This window comes from Thermobispora bispora DSM 43833 (assembly GCF_000092645.1).
Taxonomy (GTDB): Bacteria; Actinomycetota; Actinomycetes; order Streptosporangiales; family Streptosporangiaceae; genus Thermobispora; species Thermobispora bispora.
In genome coordinates this window covers 2489964-2508774 of sequence record NC_014165.1, presented here as the reverse complement: position 1 = coordinate 2508774, position 18811 = coordinate 2489964, and the positions used below count along the sequence as shown (strand labels likewise).

The 18811-nt window shown below is 73.6% G+C and carries 14 protein-coding genes; 7 read left to right on the top strand and 7 right to left on the bottom strand.

Annotation, left to right across the window (positions count from 1 at the left end):
- Nucleotides 1-100 precede the first annotated feature (100 nt).
- On the bottom strand, nt 101-688 hold the full coding sequence (locus TBIS_RS10725; RefSeq protein ID WP_013132399.1) for an SACE_7040 family transcriptional regulator: 588 nt from the start codon (nt 686-688) through the stop codon (nt 101-103).
- A gap of 46 nt (nt 689-734) precedes the next feature.
- Between TBIS_RS10725 and TBIS_RS10720 the strand changes: the two genes are divergently transcribed.
- Genes TBIS_RS10720 through TBIS_RS10700 form a run of 5 tightly spaced genes read left to right on the top strand, consistent with a single transcriptional unit; the run spans nt 735 to nt 6775 of the window.
- The gene (locus TBIS_RS10720) at nt 735-2324 is read left to right on the top strand and encodes a carboxyl transferase domain-containing protein (protein WP_013132398.1); all 1590 of its coding nucleotides are present in this window, start codon (nt 735-737) and stop codon (nt 2322-2324) included.
- Between the two features lie 7 nt (nt 2325-2331).
- On the top strand, nt 2332-4263 hold the full coding sequence (locus TBIS_RS10715) for an acetyl/propionyl/methylcrotonyl-CoA carboxylase subunit alpha (RefSeq protein ID WP_013132397.1): 1932 nt from the start codon (nt 2332-2334) through the stop codon (nt 4261-4263).
- Nucleotides 4254-5150 (top strand): hydroxymethylglutaryl-CoA lyase, encoded by an 897-nt coding sequence (locus TBIS_RS10710; protein WP_013132396.1) that lies wholly within the window; start codon nt 4254-4256, stop codon nt 5148-5150. The genes TBIS_RS10715 and TBIS_RS10710 overlap by 10 nt, the downstream gene beginning before the upstream one ends.
- Nucleotides 5151-6302: an acyl-CoA dehydrogenase family protein gene (locus TBIS_RS10705; protein ID WP_013132395.1), complete on the top strand. Its 1152-nt coding sequence runs from the start codon at nt 5151-5153 to the stop codon at nt 6300-6302. It abuts the gene before it with no gap.
- A gap of 38 nt (nt 6303-6340) precedes the next feature.
- The gene (locus tag TBIS_RS10700; protein ID WP_013132394.1) at nt 6341-6775 is read left to right on the top strand and encodes a GNAT family N-acetyltransferase; all 435 of its coding nucleotides are present in this window, start codon (nt 6341-6343) and stop codon (nt 6773-6775) included.
- A 348-nt stretch (nt 6776-7123) separates the two neighbouring features.
- On the opposite strand, the gene TBIS_RS18185 is transcribed toward TBIS_RS10700, so the two are convergent.
- Genes TBIS_RS18185 through TBIS_RS10685 form a run of 3 tightly spaced genes read right to left on the bottom strand, consistent with a single transcriptional unit; the run spans nt 7124 to nt 11053 of the window.
- Nucleotides 7124-9205 (bottom strand): hypothetical protein, encoded by a 2082-nt coding sequence (locus TBIS_RS18185; RefSeq protein ID WP_148231504.1) that lies wholly within the window; start codon nt 9203-9205, stop codon nt 7124-7126.
- Nucleotides 9206-9209: 4 nt separating this feature from the next.
- Nucleotides 9210-10148 (bottom strand): carbohydrate kinase family protein, encoded by a 939-nt coding sequence (locus TBIS_RS10690; RefSeq protein WP_013132392.1) that lies wholly within the window; start codon nt 10146-10148, stop codon nt 9210-9212.
- Nucleotides 10148-11053 carry a pseudouridine-5'-phosphate glycosidase gene (locus TBIS_RS10685; protein WP_013132391.1) on the bottom strand — a complete coding sequence of 302 codons (906 nt, stop codon included), beginning with the start codon at nt 11051-11053 and terminating at the stop codon, nt 10148-10150. Before TBIS_RS10685 ends, TBIS_RS10690 begins: the two co-directional genes overlap by 1 nt.
- Nucleotides 11054-11311: 258 nt before the next feature.
- Between TBIS_RS10685 and TBIS_RS10680 the strand changes: the two genes are divergently transcribed.
- Nucleotides 11312-12829 (top strand): phytoene desaturase family protein, encoded by a 1518-nt coding sequence (locus tag TBIS_RS10680; RefSeq protein ID WP_013132390.1) that lies wholly within the window; start codon nt 11312-11314, stop codon nt 12827-12829.
- A gap of 213 nt (nt 12830-13042) precedes the next feature.
- On the opposite strand, the gene TBIS_RS10675 is transcribed toward TBIS_RS10680, so the two are convergent.
- The 3 genes from TBIS_RS10675 to TBIS_RS10665 form a co-directional block, all read right to left on the bottom strand.
- The gene (locus tag TBIS_RS10675) at nt 13043-13339 is read right to left on the bottom strand and encodes a hypothetical protein (RefSeq protein WP_013132389.1); all 297 of its coding nucleotides are present in this window, start codon (nt 13337-13339) and stop codon (nt 13043-13045) included.
- A 208-nt stretch (nt 13340-13547) separates the two neighbouring features.
- On the bottom strand, nt 13548-14309 hold the full coding sequence (locus tag TBIS_RS10670; protein ID WP_013132388.1) for an enoyl-CoA hydratase-related protein: 762 nt from the start codon (nt 14307-14309) through the stop codon (nt 13548-13550).
- Between the two features lie 124 nt (nt 14310-14433).
- On the bottom strand, nt 14434-15762 hold the full coding sequence (locus tag TBIS_RS10665) for an FAD-binding oxidoreductase (protein WP_013132387.1): 1329 nt from the start codon (nt 15760-15762) through the stop codon (nt 14434-14436).
- Nucleotides 15763-16011: 249 nt separating this feature from the next.
- On the opposite strand from TBIS_RS10665, the gene TBIS_RS10660 reads away from it, so the two are divergent.
- Nucleotides 16012-18795: an immune inhibitor A domain-containing protein gene (locus tag TBIS_RS10660; RefSeq protein ID WP_013132386.1), complete on the top strand. Its 2784-nt coding sequence runs from the start codon at nt 16012-16014 to the stop codon at nt 18793-18795.
- Nucleotides 18796-18811: the final 16 nt, after the last annotated feature.

The following is an 18811-nucleotide window of genomic DNA, read 5'->3' as shown; positions in this document are numbered from 1 at the left end:
CGTCCGCGCCGTCTATGCGGGCCGGGCGGGGGAGGGCGGCCTGCGGGCCGCTCCGGCGGCCCAGGGCGCGGACCTCGGGGCGGGCGGGTGACGCGGGCCCTCAGGGCTTCGCGTCCCCCAGGGAGGCGAAGGCGGCCTTGGCCATCCCGTGGAGCAACTCCTTCATGGCCTCGGGCGCGAGCTCCCCGAGCGTGCGGGGCGTGGAGTTGAGCAGCCCGAAGACCGCGTGGGTGGCCGCGCGCAGCCGGGCGGAGGGGCAGCCCGGGTACAGCTCGGCGAGCACGGTCACCCACTCCTCGACGTAGAGCCGCTGGAGCCGCCGGATCGCCCGCCGGGACGGCTCGGGCACGTTGTCGAGCTCCCGCTCGTGAACCCGGATGAGCTCCGGGTGGCGCAGCGCGAAGTCGATGTGCCCGTCGAGCAGCGCGTCCAGCGCGGCCTCCGGGTTCGCGTTGGCCGCGAGGCGCTCTCCCTGGGCGCGCAGCCGCTCGCTGATGTCGAGCAGCATCTCGGCGAGCAGCGCCTCCTTGCCGCTGAAGTGCCGGTAGAGGGCGGGCCCGGACACGCCCACGGCGGCGCCGATGTCCTCGATCGACACCTTGTGGAACCCGCGCTCGGCGAAGAGGACCGCGGCCGCCTGCAGGATCTCGGCGCGCCGGTTGCGGGTAGGAGGCCTCACAACGGACATGTCCCCATGGTAGACGGACTGAGTTAATCGTGATTAACATCCAAGCATGACCACGAGTGGCTGGCCGGCACTGCAGAGCCGGTGTGATCCGCACACCGAGCAGTTCAAGCGCAATGCCGAGGTCAACGAGCGGCTCGCCGCCGAGCTGCGTGAGCGGCTCGCCGCCGCGGCCCAGGGCGGTCCGGAGCGGGCGCGCCAGCGCCATGTGAATCGCGGCAAACTTCTGCCCCGGGACCGGGTGGACACGCTGCTCGACCCCGGCTCCCGCTTCCTGGAGCTCTCCCCGCTCGCCGCCAACGGCCTCTACGACGACGAGGCGCCGGCGGCCGGGATCATCACCGGCATCGGGCGGGTCTCCGGCCGGGAGTGCGTGGTCATCGCCAATGACGCCACGGTCAAGGGCGGGACCTACTTCCCGATGACCGTGAAGAAGCACCTGCGCGCCCAGGAGGTCGCGCTCCACAACAACCTGCCCTGCATCTACCTGGTCGACTCCGGCGGGGCCTTCCTGCCGATGCAGGACGAGGTCTTCCCGGACCGGGACCACTTCGGCCGGATCTTCTACAACCAGGCCACCATGTCGGCCCGCGGCATCCCGCAGATCGCCGCGGTGCTCGGGTCGTGCACGGCCGGCGGCGCCTACGTCCCTGCGATGGCCGACGAGGCGGTCATCGTCCGGAACCAGGGCACGATCTTCCTGGGCGGGCCGCCCCTGGTGAAGGCGGCGACCGGGGAGACCGTCACCGCCGAGGAGCTCGGCGGCGGGGAGGTCCACGCCCGGATCAGCGGGGTCACCGACCATCTCGCCGAGGACGACGCGCACGCCCTGCGGATCGTGCGGGACATCGTCGCCACCCTCGGCCCGCCCCCGCCGCGGCCGTGGGAGACCGTGCCGCCGGAGCCGCCCGCCTACGACCCGCGGGAGCTGTACGGCATCGTGCCGCCGGACAACCGCACACCGTACGACGTGCGCGAGGTGATCGCCCGGATCGTCGACGGGAGCCGCTTCCTGGAGTTCAAGGCCGAGTACGGCCCCACCCTCGTCACCGGGTACGCCCACATCCACGGGCACCCGGTCGGGATCCTCGCCAACAACGGCATCCTGTTCAGCGAGTCGGCCCTGAAGGGCGCCCACTTCATCGAGCTGTGCGACCGCCGCGGGATCCCCCTGGTGTTCCTGCAGAACATCAGCGGGTTCATGGTCGGCAAGGCCTACGAGCACGGGGGGATCGCCAAGCACGGCGCGAAGATGGTCACCGCCGTGGCCTGCGCCCGGGTGCCGAAGTTCACGGTGATCATCGGCGGCTCGTTCGGCGCCGGGAACTACGCCATGGCCGGCCGGGCGTACTCCCCGCGGTTCCTGTGGATGTGGCCGAACGCCCGGATCTCGGTCATGGGCGGGGAGCAGGCGGCCACCGTGCTGTCCATGGTCGGCGACCCGGAGCGGCGCGCCGCCGAGGCGGAGCGGATCCGGGCGCAGTACGAGGAGCAGGGCAACCCGTACTACTCGACGGCCCGGCTCTGGGACGACGGGGTGATCGACCCGGTCGACACCAGGACCGTGCTCGGCCTGGCGCTGAGCGCGGCGGCGAACGCCCCGCTCGGGCCCGTCGGCTACGGCGTCTTCCGGATGTGAGCGAGCCATGTTCGCGAGAGTTCTGATCGCCAACCGGGGAGAGATCGCGGTCCGGATCATCCGGACGCTGCGGGCCATGGGCGTGGGCTCGGTGGCCGTGTTCAGCGACGCCGACCGGGACGCCCGCCACGTGCGCGAGGCCGACGCCGCGGTACGGCTGCCGCGCGGCTACCTGGACATCGAGGGGATCATCGAGGCCGCCCGCGCCACCGGGGCGGAGGCGATCCACCCCGGGTACGGGTTCCTCGCCGAGAACGCGGAGTTCGCCCGGGCCTGCGCCGCGGCGGGCCTGGTCTTCGTCGGCCCGCCGCCGGAGGCGATCGAGGCCATGGGGGACAAGATCCGCGCGAAGGCGACCGTGGCCCGGGCCGGGGTGCCGGTGGTCCCCGGCGGCGCCGAGCCCGGCGACGACCTCACCGAGGTGGCGGACCGGATCGGCTTCCCCGTGCTGGTCAAACCGTCGGCCGGTGGCGGCGGCAAGGGCATGGTGCTGGTCCGCTCCGCGGCCGAGCTGCCCGCGGCGCTCGAGTCGGCCCGGCGCACCGCCATCGCCGCCTTCGGGGACGGCACGCTCATGGTCGAGCGGTTCGTGCCGAGCCCCAGGCACATCGAGGTGCAGATCCTCGCCGACCGCCACGGCAACGTGGTGCACCTCGGCGAGCGCGAGTGCAGCCTGCAGCGGCGCCACCAGAAGATCATCGAGGAGGCGCCGTCCCCGCTGCTCGACGCGGAGGCCCGGGAGCGGATCGGGGCGGCCGCCGTGGAGGTGGCGCGGGCGGTCGGGTACGCCGGGGCCGGGACGGTCGAGTTCATCGTGTCCGGCCGGGAGGGGCCGCTCGACTTCGCCTTCATGGAGATGAACACCCGGCTCCAGGTGGAGCATCCGGTGACCGAGCTGGTGACCGGGCTCGACCTGGTGGAGCTGCAGCTCCGGATCGCCGCGGGGGAGCGGCTCCCGTTCGGCCAGGACGAGGTACGGCTCCGCGGCCACGCGGTCGAGGCCCGGATCTACGCGGAGGACCCGGCCCGGGGCTTCCTGCCGTCCGGCGGCCGGGTGCTCCGGCTGCGGGAACCGTCCGGGGTGCGGGTCGACTCCGGGCTCGCCGAGGGGGCGGTGATCGGCGGCGACTACGACCCGATGCTGGCGAAGGTGATCGCCTGGGCCCCGGACCGGGCCGGGGCGCTCGCCGCGCTCGACCGCGCCCTCGCGGAGACCGTGATCCTCGGCGTCACCACCAACGTCGGCTTCCTGCGGCGGCTCATCGCCCACCCGGAGGTCGCCGCGGGCCGGCTCGACACCGGGCTGGTCGAGCGGCACGCCGCGGAGCTCACCGGGGACGAGGTGCCGGAGGAGGCGTACGCCGCGGCCGGGCTCGTCCGCCACGCCGCGGCGACCCGGGAGACCGGCGACCCGTGGGACATCGCCGACGGCTGGCGGATCGGCGGGCACGCGTGGACGGTCTACCGGTTCGCCGGCGCCCAGGTGCGGGTGCGGGGCCCGGCCGGGGACGCCGAGGTCGAGGTTAACGGCCGTTCACTCGGGCGGGCGCGGGTAGTGCCGGGCGACGGCGAGGCGCTGGTCACGATCGGCGGCATCACCCGGCGCTACGCGGTCGCCTGGGAGGGCGACCGGCTCTGGCTCGGCGCCGGCGGCCGGGCGTGGCCGTTCACCCCGGTGGCGGCGGGCGCGGAGCGCGACGCGGCGGGCCACGGCGGGGACGGGGTGGTGCGCAGCCCCATGCCGGGCACCGTGCTCGTGGTCAAGGCGGCGGAGGGCGACCGGGTGCACGCCGGTCAGCCGTTGCTGGTGCTGGAGGCGATGAAGATGGAGCACACGCTGGTCGCGCCGATCGACGGCGTGGTGGCCGAGCTCCGGGCGCGCCCCGGGCAGGCCGTGGCGCTCGACGCGGTGCTGGCGAGGGTGGCGCCATGCGAGTGACGATCTACGAGGTCGGCCCGCGGGACGGCCTGCAGAACGAGCCGGTGACCATCCCCGTCGAGGTGAAGCGGGAGTTCATCCGGCGGCTCGCCGACGCCGGGCTCACCACGATCGAGGCCACCAGCTTCGTCCACCCGAAGTGGGTGCCCCAGCTCGCGGACGCCGACGAGCTCCTCGCGGACCTGCCCCGCCGGCCCGGGGTCCGCTACCCGGTGCTCGTGCCGAACGAGCGCGGCCTGGACCGGGCGCTCGCCCGCGGGGTCACCGACATCGCGATCTTCGGCAGCGCCACGGAGTCGTTCGCCCGGCGCAACCTCAACCGCACCCTGGACTCCCAGTTCGACATGTTCGCCCCGGTCGTCGAGCGGGCGCTCGCCCACGGCCTGCGCGTCCGGGCGTACCTGTCGATGGTCTTCGCCGACCCGTGGGAGGGGCCGACCCCGCCGGAGCAGGTGGTGCGGATCGGGCGGCGGCTGCTCGACCTCGGCTGCTACGAGCTGTCGCTCGGCGACACGATCGGGGTCGGCACGCCCGGCCACGTGGAGCGGCTGCTCGACGCGTTCGCCGAGGCCGGGGTCGGCATGGACCGGCTCGCCGTGCACTTCCACGACACCTACGGGCAGGCGCTCGCCAACACGCTCACCGCGCTCCGCCGCGGGGTGACCGTGGTGGACGCCTCGGCCGGCGGCATCGGCGGCTGCCCGTACGCCAAGAGCGCCACGGGCAACCTCGCCACCGAGGACCTGGTGTGGATGCTCCACGGCATGGGCGTCGAGACCGGGGTGGACCTCAAGGCGCTCGTCGCCACCAGCCTCTGGCTCGCGGAGCGGCTCGGCCGCCCGAGCCCGTCCCGGGTCGTTCAGGCTCTCGCGAAGGAGATGAGGTAAATGCGGCTCAGCGAGGAACACCGCCAGCTCCGCGACACCGTGGCGGCGTTCGCCCGCGAGGTGGTCGCCCCGGTGATCGGGGAGTACTACGAGCGGTGCGAGTTCCCCTACGAGATCGTCGCCAAGATGGGCGCGATGGGGCTGTTCGGCCTGCCCATCCCGGAGGAGTACGGCGGCATGGGCGGGGACTACTTCGCGCTCTGCCTCGCCCTGGAGGAGCTGGCCCGGGTCGACTCGTCGGTGGCGATCACCCTCGAGGCGGCGGTCTCCCTCGGTGCCATGCCGATCCTCCGGTTCGGCACGCCCGAGCAGAAGCGGCGCTGGCTGCCGGGGATGGCGCGGGGCGAGATCCTCGGCGCGTTCGGCCTGACCGAGCCGGGCGGCGGCAGCGACGTTCCCGGCGCCATGCGGACCACGGCCGTCCTCGAGAACGGCGAATGGGTGATCAACGGCACCAAGGCGTTCATCACGAACTCGGGGACCGACATCACCGGGGTGATCGCGGTGGCGGCGGTCACCGGCCGCCGGGAGGACGGCAGGCCCGAGATCTCCACGATCCTGGTGCCCGCCGGCACCCCGGGCCTGACCGTGTCGAAGAAGTACTCCAAGGTCGGGTGGTCCGCCTCGGACACCCGTGAGCTGTCGTTCACCGACTGCCGGGTGCCGGAGGAGAACCTCCTCGGCGTCCGGGGGCGCGGCTACGCCCAGTTCCTGCAGACCTTGGACGAGGGGCGGATCGCGATCGCCGCGCTCTCCGTGGGGCTCGCCCAGGGGTGCGTGGACGAGTCGATCAAGTACGCCAAGGAGCGGACGGCCTTCGGCCGGGAGCTCGCCCGCCATCAGGCCATCCAGTTCAAGATCGCGGACATGGAGGCCCGGGTGCACACCGCCCGGCTCGCCTACTACCACGCGGCCGAGCGGATGCTCGCCGGCGAGCCGTTCAAGAAGGAGGCAGCGATCGCCAAGCTGGTCGCGTCGAACGCGGCCATGGACAACGCCCGGGACGCCACCCAGATCTTCGGCGGCTACGGGTTCATGAACGAGTACCCGGTCGGCCGCTTCTACCGGGACGCGAAGATCCTGGAGATCGGGGAGGGCACCAGCGAGATCCAGCGGATGCTCATCGCGCGTGAGCTCGGCTTGCCGAGCTGATTGGACGTATCGCCGCGAGCGAATCTAGAGTCCACTTCATGAAGTCTGGGGACCTCCGGCTCCGGAGGGCCGAAAAGTCGGATGCGAACGAGATATTCGCGCTCGCCCGGGAGTTCGGGATCACCTTCCGGCCCGAGCGAGAGGCGTTCGACGCCGCGCTGCCGCGGCTGCTGGAGGACGAGGACGCGTTCCTGACGGTGGCCACGGTGGACGGCGTGATCCGTGGCTACCTGCTCGGCTTCGTCCACCTCACGCTCTTCGCGAACGGGCCGGTGGCGTACGTGGAAGAGGCCATCATCGAGCACGGCTTCCGCCGGCACGGCATCGGGCGGCGGCTGCTGGAGGAGTTCGAGGCGTGGGCGCGGTCGCGCGGGGCGGGGTACGTGTCGATCGCCACCCGCCGGGCGGCCGAGTTCTTCCACGCGCTCGGGTACGAGGTGTCGGGCACCTACTACCGCAAGCTGCTCAAGTGACCGCCGCCCGGGTGCGCCTCGTGCCCGGGCGGCGCGCCGTGGCGACGACGGTCCGCACAACGCGCGGCCCTGTGCGCCCCGTCCCGGGCGGCCGGAGCCCGTGACGGCGCCGGGCCGTGCCGCCGGGCTTGCGATCGTGCCCGGCCATGCCATCGGTTCTGCGACCGTGCCGGGCCAGACCGCCTTTCCTGTGACCGCGTCGGGTAGGGGCACCGGGCATGCGATCGTGCCGGGCCAGACCGCATCTCCTGTGACCGTGTCAGGCCGTGGCACCGGGCATGCGACCGTGCCGGGCCGGGCGGGCCGGGTGCCGCCGCGGTCTCGGGGCCGGGCCGCCCGCCGGTGGGCTCAGCTCGCGCCCGCGGGGGTGAGCTGCGCGTCGAGCCGGTAGCCGTCGACCGAGACGTAGAGCGAGTCGCCCGGCCGGGCGTTGAGCCGCATGAGGACCGGCTGGAGGGAGTCGAAGACCGGCTGGTCGTCCCGCCATACCAGGACGACCGCGTTGTCCCCGGGCCCGGTGACCGAGAGCAGGGTGCCCGGCCGCATGCCGAGCTCGGCGGCGTACCGCTCGGGCACGGCCACGGGCTCGCCCCGCAGGTGCTCGCTGGTCACGTCGATGCGCTGCCAGCGGCGCTGCCGCTGCGCCGGGGCGGGCGCGGACTGCTGCCGCGGCTCGGGCGGGACGAGGTGCGGCCGGGGCGCCGCGCCGTTGCTCGCGAGCGCGTTGAGCGTGGCGAGCGCGGTGGCCGGATCGGGCCCGTTGTTCGCCTGCGACGGCACGGGGACACCCCCGCGATGGTGGCTGTTCGCCCCAGGAGTGCGGCGGGGGAGCGGGGCGGGCTCGGTTTGCGGGGCGGCCGCAGCGTCGCGCGGCCGGGCGGGCTGCGCCTCCGCCGGGGCGTCCCCGAGCGAGTCCAGCCACGCCTGGGCGGAGTGCGGCCGGATGCCGAGCTGGCCCAGGGACTCGACCACGTCTGCGCCCTCCGGCAGGTCGGCGAGGAGCCGGCGGGTCCGCTCCCGCAGGGTGGCCACGTCGCCGACGACCAGCCAGCCGTCCTGGAGCCGGCGATCGGGCATGAGCGCGACGAGCACCCGCCAGAGCGGCACGCCCAGGGCGGGCACCTCGACCGGGTGGGACGGGTCGGCCGCGATGAGCTGCTCCTCGGTTGCGGCGGCGCCGAGCCACTCGGACAGGCCGAACAGGTGGCCGGTGAGCGGCGCCGAGTCAGGGGAGCGGAGCCACTGGAGCACCCGCTCCTCGGCGGCGCGCTGCGCCTGGGAGAGGATGGACCGGTCGACGTTGAGCTGGTGGGCGAGGGCGCGCAGGCTGACCGGCTCCTCGGCGAAGAGCCGCTTGGCGGCCACGGCCTTCGACAGCGGGTCCCAGTCGCGGAACAGGGAGTCGACCAGGGCCACGATGGGGTGGTCGGCCGGAGCCGACGGCGCCGCCTCCGGGGCTTGCGCCGCGGCCGCGGGGGCGGGCGGCGGAGTGGCCGGTCCGGCGGCGGGCGCCTGCTGCCCGGCGGCCGGCTCCGCGGCGGCGGGCTGCGCCTCGGCGGGCGCGCCCGGGGCCTGGGCCGGAGCGGGCTGCGGTGCGGTGGTCTGTGGTGCGGCGGGCTGCGCCGCAACCGGCTGCGGCGCGGCGGCCGGGGCGGCCACCGGCTGGGCGGCGGCCGGCTGGGCGGTGGCCGGCTGGGGGGCGGCCACCGGGGCCGCGAGCGGCTGAGGCCCGGTGATCTCCGCGGGGATCGGGTGCGGCCCGGTGGGCTGGGCCGGAACCGGCTGCGGCCCGGTGACGGGCTGCGGCGGGGCCACGGCCGGTGCGGCGGCCACCTGCACGGGACCGCCGGTGACCGGGGCCGGCGCGGGGACGTCCGGCGGCACCGGCCCGGTGGCGGGCGCCTGCTGCCCGGCGGCCGGCTCCGCGGCGGCGGGCTGCGCCTCGGCGGGTGCCGTCTCCGCGGGCGCGGCCGGGGCGATGTGGTGGAAGATCTCGCGGAAGACGGTGATGAGCAGCGCCTCGGGGGAGACGGGGGCCGACGGCACCTGCAGGTCGCACGGGGTGAGGCGGCGCAGCCGGTACCAGCCGCCGAGCCCGTTGACCAGCGAGCGGACCGGCTCCGGCCACCCGGGCAGCGCCGGGTCGAGGGTGTGCACCTGCAGCGCGGGCAGCAGCTCGGTGAGCGGGAGGTGGTCGAGGCGGCCGAGCGCGAGCCGGGCGAGCCGCTCGCAGAGCCACTCCACCCCGGTCGTCTTGACGGCCCGCTCGAGCGAGACGGACGACCACCACCCACCGGGCAGGCGAGGGTCGGCCAACACCTCCGCCACTTGCTGAGGACGGCTCCAGCGAAGGGCCGGTACGAGGTCGCTCAGGCAGATCGTCGACTCGGCGTCCATGGGTTCGACCGCACCCTCCCGCGAGTGATGCATGTTGCTAATGGTGCAGCTTACGCCCCAATTCAGCAATTGGTGTCAATAGGGTAAAACCGCTATTTGTCGGCCTTCCGCCGACCTGGGAAACAGCCGCCGCACCGGCCGCGCAACCGGCCTGAAGCGCGGTCTCCGGAGACCCTCCGACGAGCAGCGCGGCGAGGAATCCGGCCGCGAACGCGTCGCCCGCGCCGGTGGAGTCCACCACCTCGGCCGGGGGCGCGGGCGCCCGCGCGGCCACCCGGCCGCCCTCGGCCAGCAGCGCCCCGCCGGCTCCGAGCTTCACCACCGCCGTGCCGTACCGGGCGCTGAGCGCCTCGGCCGCGGCCGTGGCATCGGCGGCCCCGGTGAGCAGCAGCGCCTCCTCCAGATTGGGGAAGACGATCCGGGCCGGGGCGGTCTCCTCGAGGAAGCGCTCCACGCCGAACTCGCCGAGGAAGCGCGTGGACGACGGATCCACACTGATCTGAACGCCGCGCTCGGCGGCCTGCCGCATGGCGAGCCGGGCGAGCTCCAGCCCGGGCTCGGCGAAGAGCGTGTACCCGGAGACGTGCAGCAGCGCCACCCCGTCGAGGAGCGAGGCCGCCCAGTCGGCCACCCCGAGGTGGCGGCCGGCGCCCCGGTTGGTGAGCATGGTCCGCTCCCCGCTCGGGTCCACCATCGCGATCACGACCGCGGTGGGCCGCTCCCGGTCCACCCGGACGTGCGGTGTGACCCCGGCCGAGGTGAGCTGCGCGATGTGCCAGTCGGCCGTGTCGTACCCGGCGCGGGCGAGGATCCGGACGTCCGCGCCGAGGTGGGCGGCCCAGCACGCGGTGTTCGCGCCCGAGCCGCCGGGCCGGAGCACGATGTCGGCGGGGGTGTCGGTCCCGGTGGCGATCGGCTCCGCGCAGATCGCCACGATGTCGGTGACCACGTCGCCGATGACGAGCAGGCCGGCCATCACGCGCCCCTGGCCCAGGCCGCCGCGATCTCCGCGGCGAGCCGGACGTTGCCGCGCACCGCAGCGAGGTTCGCCTCCAGCGACGCGCCATCGGTGCCCTTGACCAGGTAGTCGAGGAGGAAGGGGGTGACCGCCTGGCCGGTGATGCCCTGCTCGGCGGCGGCGCGGAGCGCCTCGGCGAGCACCCGGTCGTGCAGCTCGGGGTCGAGCTGCTGCTCGACCGGGACCGGGTTCGCCACGACCAGCGCGGTCTCCGGGCCGCCCAGGGCGTCCTGGGCGCGCATGATCCGCGCCGCGTCCTCCGGGGTCTCGATGCGCCACTCGATCGGCTCCCCGGAGCTGTGCAGGTAGAAGCCGGGGAAGTGGTCGGTGCGGTACCCGACCACGGTGACCTGGCGGGTCTCCAGGCGCTGCAGGGTGGCCGGCACGTCGAGGATCGACTTCACCCCGGCGCAGACCACCGTGATCCTGGTCCGGCCGAGCGCGTCGAGGTCGGCCGACTCGTCCTGCGCCACGGTCCACTCCCGGTGCACCCCGCCGAGCCCGCCGGTGCCGAACACCCGGATGCCCGCCCGCGCGGCGAGGATCGCGGTGGCGGAGACCGTGGTGGCCCCGGTCACGCCGAGCGCCGCGGCCGGGGCGAGGTCCCGGAAGCCCAGCTTGCGCACGCCGGGTTCGGTGGCGATCCGCTCGAGGTGCGCCCGGTCGAGCCCCACCGAGGGGACGCCGTCCACCACCGCGATCGTCGCCGGTACGGCACCGGCCTGCCTGACGATGTCCTCGAGCTCCACGGCCACCTCGAGGTTGCGCGGCCGGGGGAGGCCGTGGGAGATGATCGTGGACTCGAGGGCCACGACCGGACGGCCGGCGGCGAGCGCGTCGGCGACCTCAGCGGATACGCGCATGACTCTCCTGTCCGATATTTGGGATATTGACGGAATGTAGATGCCTCGGGCTATTGTGCGGGACATGTCAGCAGCCGAGGTGCGGGCGGTCTCCCGGCCCGAGCCCCACTGGCCCACGGGCCTGTGACCCGGCGCCCTGCGTCACCGGCCTTTTTCCCCCTGATCTCAGGCCGTTCCTTTCCCCGATCTCTCCCAGACTCTCCGCACGTCTCATCCCCGATCTCTCCAGACTCTTCGCACGTCTCGCCGGGTGATCCCATGCAGCAGGCGCACTTCGATGCCGTCATCGTCGGCGCCGGGCACAACGGGCTCGTGGCCGCCGCCTACCTCGCCAAGGCCGGGCGCCGGGTGCTCGTCCTCGAACGCCTCGGCCACGTCGGCGGGCTCGCCATCTCCGCCCCGGTCTTCCCTGGGGTGGACGTCCGGCTCTCCCGCTACGCGTACCTGGTCAGCCTCCTGCCCAGGAAGATCATCGACGACCTGGGCCTGGGGATCGAGCTGCGCCACCGCCGCTTCGCCTCCTACACCCCGGTGGGCGGCACCGGCCTGCTCGTCGACACCTCGGACGCCGGCCGTACCGCCGCGTCGTTCGCCGCGGTCACCGGCGGGCATCGGGACTTCGAGGCCTGGGAGCGGTTCTACGGCATGGTCGCGGAGGTCGCCCGCCGGGTGGCGCCGACCCTGCTGGAGCCGCTCCGGGACCGGGCCGGGCTGCGCGCCGTGGTCGGCGACGACGAGGCCTGGCGGGACCTGTTCGAGCGGCCGATCGGCGAGGAGGTGGCCGAGCGGTTCGGCGACGACACCGTGCGCGGGGTGGTGCTCACCGACGCGCTGATCGGCACGTTCGCCGACCCGGCCACCGACCTGCGCGCCAACCGGTGCTTCCTCTACCACGTGATCGGCGACGGCACCGGCCTGTGGAAGGTGCCCGTCGGCGGCATGGGCGCGGTCACCGGCGCGCTCGCCGACGCCGCCCGGCGCGCCGGCGCGGAGATCCGCACCGGGCGCGAGGTGGTCGCCATCGACCCGGACACCGGGGAGGTCACCTTCCGGGACGGGGCAGAGCACACCGTCACCGCGGAGAAGGTCCTGGCCAACCTGCCGCCCGCCCGGCTCGCCCGGCTGCTCGGCGAGGAGCGGCGGGCGCCGGAGGGGTCCCAGATCAAGATCAACATGGTGCTGGCCCGGCTGCCGCGGCTCAAGGACCCCGCGGTCGACCCCGCCGAGGCGTTCAGCGGCACCTTCCACATCAACGAGGGCCGTGACCGGCTCGCCGCGGCCCACGCCCAGGCGTCCGAGGGCCGGATCCCGGAGGTGCCCCCGGCCGAGGTCTACTGCCACTCGATCAGCGACCCGTCGATCCTCGGCCCGTCGCTGCGCACCTCCGGGGCGCACACCATGACCCTGTTCGGGCTGCACATGCCCGCGCGGCTCTTCACCGGACCGGAGGCGAAGGAGGAGGCGGTGCGCCGGACGATCGCCTCGCTGAACTCCGTGCTCGCCGAGCCGATCGAGGACTGCCTGCTGCGCACCCCGGACGGCGAGCCGTGCCTGGAGGCGAAGACCCCGGCCGACCTGGAGCAGGAGGTGGGCCTGCCCGGCGGCCACATCTTCCACGAGGACCTGGCCTGGCCGTACGCCGAGCCGGGCGACCTGGGGCCGTGGGGTGTGGAGACCGAGCACCCCCGCATCCTGCTCTGCGGGGCGGGCGCCAAGCGCGGCGGCGGTGTGAGCGGGATCCCCGGCCACAACGCCGCGATGGCGGTCCTCGGCTGACCGGGCGCAGCGCACGCCGGCGTCGTGCACCGGCCGAGCGGTGCCGGGCGCCGGTGCTCCCGGCTGGTGAAGGGCATCTCGGGCCCCGTGCCTCCTGGTCTGCCGAGCCGGGTCCGGATCCGGGCGCCGGGCGGTCCGCCGGCGAGCCGGGCCGCCCACGGTCGCCGGCCTGCGGGCACCGCGCCCCGGACCGGCGCGCGGCCGCGCGTGCCGTCAGGCGTGCCGGTGCCGGCCGGGCTGTGCCGAGGTCTGCGGGGAGGGGAGCGCGGCGAGCAGGTAGGCGAGGCGGGCGGCGGCGTCCTCGACGTTCTCCACCGTGCCGAGGCGGTAGCCCCACGAGGTGAGGAAGACGCCCTCCTCGGTGCAGGTCACCGTTTCGCAGAGGGTCTCGCTGAACCGGTTGCGGACCCGGACCCGGGGCGGCAGGCTGCCGAGCACCCGGACGGAGAGGTCGATGTGTCGGCTGGCAGCGGAGGCGAATTCGTTGATGCCGGCCACGGAATCGACCAAAAAATCCCCCTCTCGCTCAAGCGCCAAGGATCGCACGGGGCTCACCCGGGATTCAAGCGAGTGCGCCGACGGTCGTGCTGGTCATCGTACGTGACCCACGGAAATTCATGATCATCACCCCGGGAATACGGTACGGCTCCGCCCCGGGCATGCGGTCACGTCCGGAACCGGCGCCCCGGGCCCGTCCGCCGGCCGCCGGCGCCGGGTCTCACCGGGGCACCCACGCGGCCGGGCGCTTCTCCCGGAAGGCGCTGATGCCCTCCCGCGCCTCCGCGGAGGCGAACCGCTCGGCCGACAGCTCGGCCATCCGGCGCAGGCCCTCGTCGAACGGCATCAGCGGCACCTCGCGCACGAGCCGCTTGGTGATGGCGAGCGCCTCGGGCGCGCCGCGCAGCAGCATGTCGGTGTACCGCGCCACCTCGGCGTCGAGCTCCTCCTCCGGCACGGCCCGGGTGAGCAGCCCGATCTCCACGGCCCGCCGGGCGGAGAAGGTCTCGCCGGTGAGGAGGTACTCGCCCGCCGCCCGCGGATCGAGCCGGCGCAGCACGGTCACCGCGATCATCGCCGGCACCACGCCCAGCCGCACCTCGGTGAAGGCGAACGACGCGCTCTCCGGGGCGATGGCGAAGTCGCAGGCCGCGACCAGGCCGAGGCCGCCGGCCCGGGCGGTGCCGTTGAGCCGGCAGATGACGGGCTTGGGGCTCTCCCAGAGCGCCTTCATGATCCCGGGAAGGGCCTCGGTGACCGGTGCGGCCCCACCGCCCTGTTCCTTCAGATCGGCACCCGAGCAGAACACGTGCCCGGTCGCGGTCAGCACGATCACCCGCGCCGACGGCGAGGCGAGCGCCCAGGAGATCGCCTCGCCGAGCTCCGCGAGCAGCCTCGATGAGAGCGCGTTCCGGTTGTGCGGCGAGTCCAGCGTGATCGTCGCGACCCCGGACGACTCGGTGCGGTGGACCAGCGGCTCCATCACCACTCCTCGATCCTCTCGACGCGCAGGACCCTACCCGGCCCGGGGCGGGGCGGCGAACGCGAGCCCTGCCGCGGGCGGCGGGCTCGATGGGGCCGGGCGGCCGGTGGTCGCCGGGGCCCGGTCAGATGGCCTTGCCGGGGTTGAGGATGTTCAACGGGTCGAAGAGCCGCTTGATGCCGTGGTGGAGCTCGGTGACCACCGGGCCGGTCTCCAGCTCCAGCCAGCGCTTCTTCAGCAGGCCCACCCCGTGCTCCCCGGTGAGGGTCCCGCCGAGCTCGAGCGCGGCCGTGAACACCTCGTCCGCGGCCGCCCAGACCTCCGGGGGCGGCTCGTCGAGGCCGCGTTCGAACACGAAGACCGGGTGGAGGTTGCCGTCCCCGGCGTGCGCGATCGTCGCGATCATCACGCCGTGCCGTGCGGCCGCCTCCTCGATCCGGGAGATCATGTCGGGCAGCACGGACCTGGGCACGCACACGTCCTCGACCAGGCATTGGCCGAGGCGCTCGGTCGCCGGGTAGGCCAGCCGCCGGATGCCGATGAGCTCGGCCGCCTCCTGCTCGCTCGATGAGGTGGCGACGAACGTGGCGGCCCGGCAGAGCGCGGCCATCTCGTCCGGCGGCCCCTCGGCCTGGGCGATGAGCATGGCCTGGGTGCCGGGCTCGAGCCCGATGTTCTTCCACTCGTCGATCGACTGCAGGGTGGTGCGGTCCATCAGCTCGAGCAGGGAGGGGCGGCACCCGGCCGCGATGATCGCCGAGGCCGCGGCGGCCGCGTCGCGGAGCGAGGCGAACTCGGCCGCCACGGTCGAGAGCGGGCCGGGGAGCCGCTGCAGCCGCAGGGTCGCCGCGGTGATCACCCCGAGGGTGCCCTCCGAGCCGATGAACAGGCCGGTGAGGTCGTAGCCGGTCACGCCCTTGACGGTGCGGCGCCCGGTGGTGAGCACCTGCCCGTCGGCGAGCACCACCTCCAGCCCGAGGGCGGAGTCCCGGGTCACGCCGTACTTGACGCAGCGGAGCCCGCCCGCGTTGGTGGCGAGGTTGCCGCCGATGGTGGAGATGCCGGCGGACGAGGGGTCGGGGGCGTACATCAGCCCGTGCTCGCGGGCCGCCCGGTCGAGGTCGGCGGTGATGACCCCCGCCTCGGCCACGGCGATCTCGTCCTCGGGAGACAGCTCGCGGATCCGCGTCATCCGGGCGAGCGACAGCACGACGCAGCCGTCGACGGCGGTGGCGCCGCCGGCGAGGCCGGTCCCCGCTCCCCGGGGGACGACCGGCACCCGGTGCGCGCTCGCCCAGCGCAGGGTGGCGACCACGTCGTCCACCGACTCGGCGAGGACGACGCCCCGCGGGATCCCCGGGCGGGCGAACGTGCGGTCCCTGGCGTAGGAGGCGGTGACGTCGGGGTCGGTGAGCAGCCGCCCGTGCGGCAGCGCTGCGGCGAGTTCCTTCACACCTGGACTTTACGGCATATCCGGCGGGCCGTTTCCGGCCATTGACCTCAGCCCTTCTGTCTGGAATGTCAGCCAAGCCTCATTAGCCCATATTCACCAGCCATATCAGAAAAGATCACGATTTGATGAATATCTAACTTCCGCATCTTTACTACCCCTTTACCAAAAGGCATAGCTTGCGATTGCGCGCCATCCGGCGCGCCACGTCGAGCCACGAGCGTCCGGGACCCCGGACGGGAAGGGAACTGGGTGACCAAGAGATTCCGGCGCATCGCCGCGACCGTGCCGGCGTTAGCCCTGGCCGTGGGCGGGCTCGCCCTGACCGGTGCGGCTCCCACGGCCGCCGTCCAGCCGTCGCAGGCCGCCCCCGCCGGCGGCCGCACGCCGTCGCTGCAGGAGCACTACATCAACTACGCGCCACCGCGCGTGCAGAGCGACGTCTCCCTCACCGACGAGAAGGTCTCCCCGCCGGGAATGCGGCGGACCGCCCTGCTGACCCGGCAGATCGACCGCAAGTTCTCCGGCGGCAACCCCCTCGCCGCCAAGGCGCTCGCCGAGCGGGAACGGCAGGCGGTCGCCACCGGGCGGAACCCGTCCGACTTCCTCTACAAGCGGGCGAAGACCACCAAGACCGCCAAGCTTCTCACCCTGCTGGTCGAGTTCAACGATCAGGCAAACGACGACTTCTCCGGCTGGTCCCACCCGAAGACCATCTACGACGTCGATGACTGCGTGACCGAGCCGCCGGGCACCAAGCTCAACGGCCCGCTGCACAACCAGATCCCCAACCCGGCCCACGTCGCGGGCGGCGGCAAGGACAACAACTCGATGTGGGTGCCGGACTTCAGCCCGGCCCACTACCACGCGCTGCTCTACAGCTCCACCGGGATCACCCAGCGGGTCCGCACCGACCTCCGGGACCCCCGGGACGGCAAGCCGGGGATCGACATCTCCGGCTACACGCTGAAGAACATGTACGAGGAGCTGTCCAAGGGCGCCTACACCGTCACCGGGCAGGTCGTCGGCTGGATCAAGGTCCCGCACTCCGAGGCGTGGTACGGCGCGGGCCGGTGCGGCACTTACCCGCAGGACATGGCGGGCCACCCGGACAACCCGCTCGGCCCCGCGCAGCTCGCGATCGACGCGGTCAACGCGTTCGCCGCCCAGAACCCCTCCTTCCCCTGGGCCGACTACGACCGTGAGGACCCCGCCGACGCCGACGGTGACGGCAACGTCGACGAGCCGGACGGCGTCATCGACCACCTCGTGCTGATCCACGCGGGCGTCGACAAGTCCGCGGGCGGCGGCGCCGAGGGGACGTTCGCGCTCTGGGCGCACTCCAGTGCCGTCCCCGGCGGCCACACGATCCCGGGGACGAACCTGAAGGTCTACAACTACATCCTCCAGCCGGAGGACGCCGGGGTCGGCGTCTTCGCCCACGAGTACGGCCACGACCTCGGCCTGCCCGACCTGTACGACACCTCAGGGCTGGGCGAGTCCGACGTAGACTTCTGGGACCTCATGGCGAGCGGCTCCCACGCCGGGCCGGTCTTCCAGGCGATCCCGACCCACATGGGCCTGTGGGGCAAGTGGGTGCTCGGCTGGGCCGACCCCGTGGTCATCGAGCCGGGTAACGGAAAGCGCACCGTGCGCGTCGGCCAGACCTCGCGCACGCCCACGGGCACCGCGGACGGGATCCGGATCAACCTCCCGGACAAGGAGGTGGTGATGACCACCCCGCACAGCGGCGCGAACCTGTGGTGGTCCGGCAACGACCAGAACTGGGCGGACTCCAGGCTCACCCGGACCATCGAGGTCCCGGCCGGGTCCGACGTGAAGTTCCGGTGGTGGAGCCACTGGAAGATCGAGCAGGACTGGGACTTCGGGTTCGTCGAGGTCTCCACCGACGGCGGCGCCACCTGGGCCGAGCAGAAGATCTACCGGGACGACGGCGCCCTCGCCTCCACCGGCGACGACTACCCCGACCCCAACGGCCGGCTGCGGGACTACGGCGGCAAGAAGTACGGCCTCACCGGGGACAGCGGCGGCTGGGTCCGGCTCCACGTCGACCTGACGCCGTTCGCCGGGCGGACCGTGCAGCTCCGCCTCAGGTACGCGACGGACGCCGCGGCGCTCGAGGAGGGCTGGTTCAACGACGACTTCGAGCTCACCGACGGCGCCACCACCGTCTGGAGCGACGACGTGGAGAGCGGGCCGAACGGCTGGACCGCGACCTCGGGCACCTTCACCGACACCACGGGCGCGGGGTTCGTGATCCACTCCGGCCAGTACCGGGCCGCCCACTACTACCTCGCCGAGTGGCGCAACTTCGACGGCTTCGACAACGGCCTGCAGTACACCTATGACACGACCTACAGCCGGGACGGCGCCTGGAAGGTCGAGCGGATCAAGTACAACGCGCCGGGCCTGCTGGTCTGGTACCGCGACACCGCCCGCAGCGCCAACCACGTGGCGAACGCCCTGTTCGATCCGCCGTCCATCGGGCCGAAGGGCCAGCTCCTCATCGTGGACTCGCACTTCGAGCCGCTCCGCCGCACCGGTGAGGCGGCGCAGCAGGACCCGACCACGCTGAAGAACCTGCCGTCGCGCCCGCAGTCGTCGAACGCGGCGTTCAACTTCTTCGGCACCTACCCGTTCCGGGAGTGCCTGGAGGGCGAGCCGTTCACCGAGTACTGCACCTCGTTCGGCAAGCAGCCCGCGGTGACCACGTTCACCGACGCCAAGGGCTGGTACCCCGGCGTCGAGGTGCGGGACGGCACGCTCTACTACCGGCACCGCGACGCCTCCGTGGTCATCCCGTCCAAGGGCGACGCGCCGTACACGACGCGCGTCGTCCACCCGGACGGCACCCCGGCCAAGGAGCTGTACGGCGTCGACGTCGGGGGCAGCGTCCTCGGTACCGGGAACCCGGGCGATGAGGGCAAGCAGCTCGGCGTGGTGATCAGGCTGCTCACCCCGCTGCCCGGGAACGTGGGGGCGGTCGTCCAGGTCACCCCGGCGAAGAAGAAGTAACGGAGCGGCCGGAGCG

What these genes read in the sequence shown, in the direction of transcription:
- TBIS_RS10720 (WP_013132398.1), top strand. Translation starts at nt 735, where the DNA reads ATGACCACGAGTGGCTGGCCGGCACTGCAGAGCCGGTGTGATCCGCAC.
- TBIS_RS10705 (WP_013132395.1), top strand. Translation starts at nt 5,151, where the DNA reads ATGCGGCTCAGCGAGGAACACCGCCAGCTCCGCGACACCGTGGCGGCG.
- TBIS_RS10710 (WP_013132396.1), top strand. Translation starts at nt 4,254, where the DNA reads ATGCGAGTGACGATCTACGAGGTCGGCCCGCGGGACGGCCTGCAGAAC.
- TBIS_RS18185 (WP_148231504.1), bottom strand. Translation starts at nt 9,205, where the DNA reads ATGCATCACTCGCGGGAGGGTGCGGTCGAACCCATGGACGCCGAGTCG.
- TBIS_RS10685 (WP_013132391.1), bottom strand. Translation starts at nt 11,053, where the DNA reads ATGCGCGTATCCGCTGAGGTCGCCGACGCGCTCGCCGCCGGCCGTCCG.
- TBIS_RS10725 (WP_013132399.1), bottom strand. Translation starts at nt 688, where the DNA reads ATGTCCGTTGTGAGGCCTCCTACCCGCAACCGGCGCGCCGAGATCCTG.
- TBIS_RS10715 (WP_013132397.1), top strand. Translation starts at nt 2,332, where the DNA reads ATGTTCGCGAGAGTTCTGATCGCCAACCGGGGAGAGATCGCGGTCCGG.
- TBIS_RS10670 (WP_013132388.1), bottom strand. Translation starts at nt 14,309, where the DNA reads ATGGAGCCGCTGGTCCACCGCACCGAGTCGTCCGGGGTCGCGACGATC.
- TBIS_RS10700 (WP_013132394.1), top strand. Translation starts at nt 6,341, where the DNA reads ATGAAGTCTGGGGACCTCCGGCTCCGGAGGGCCGAAAAGTCGGATGCG.
- TBIS_RS10680 (WP_013132390.1), top strand. Translation starts at nt 11,312, where the DNA reads ATGCAGCAGGCGCACTTCGATGCCGTCATCGTCGGCGCCGGGCACAAC.
- TBIS_RS10690 (WP_013132392.1), bottom strand. Translation starts at nt 10,148, where the DNA reads ATGGCCGGCCTGCTCGTCATCGGCGACGTGGTCACCGACATCGTGGCG.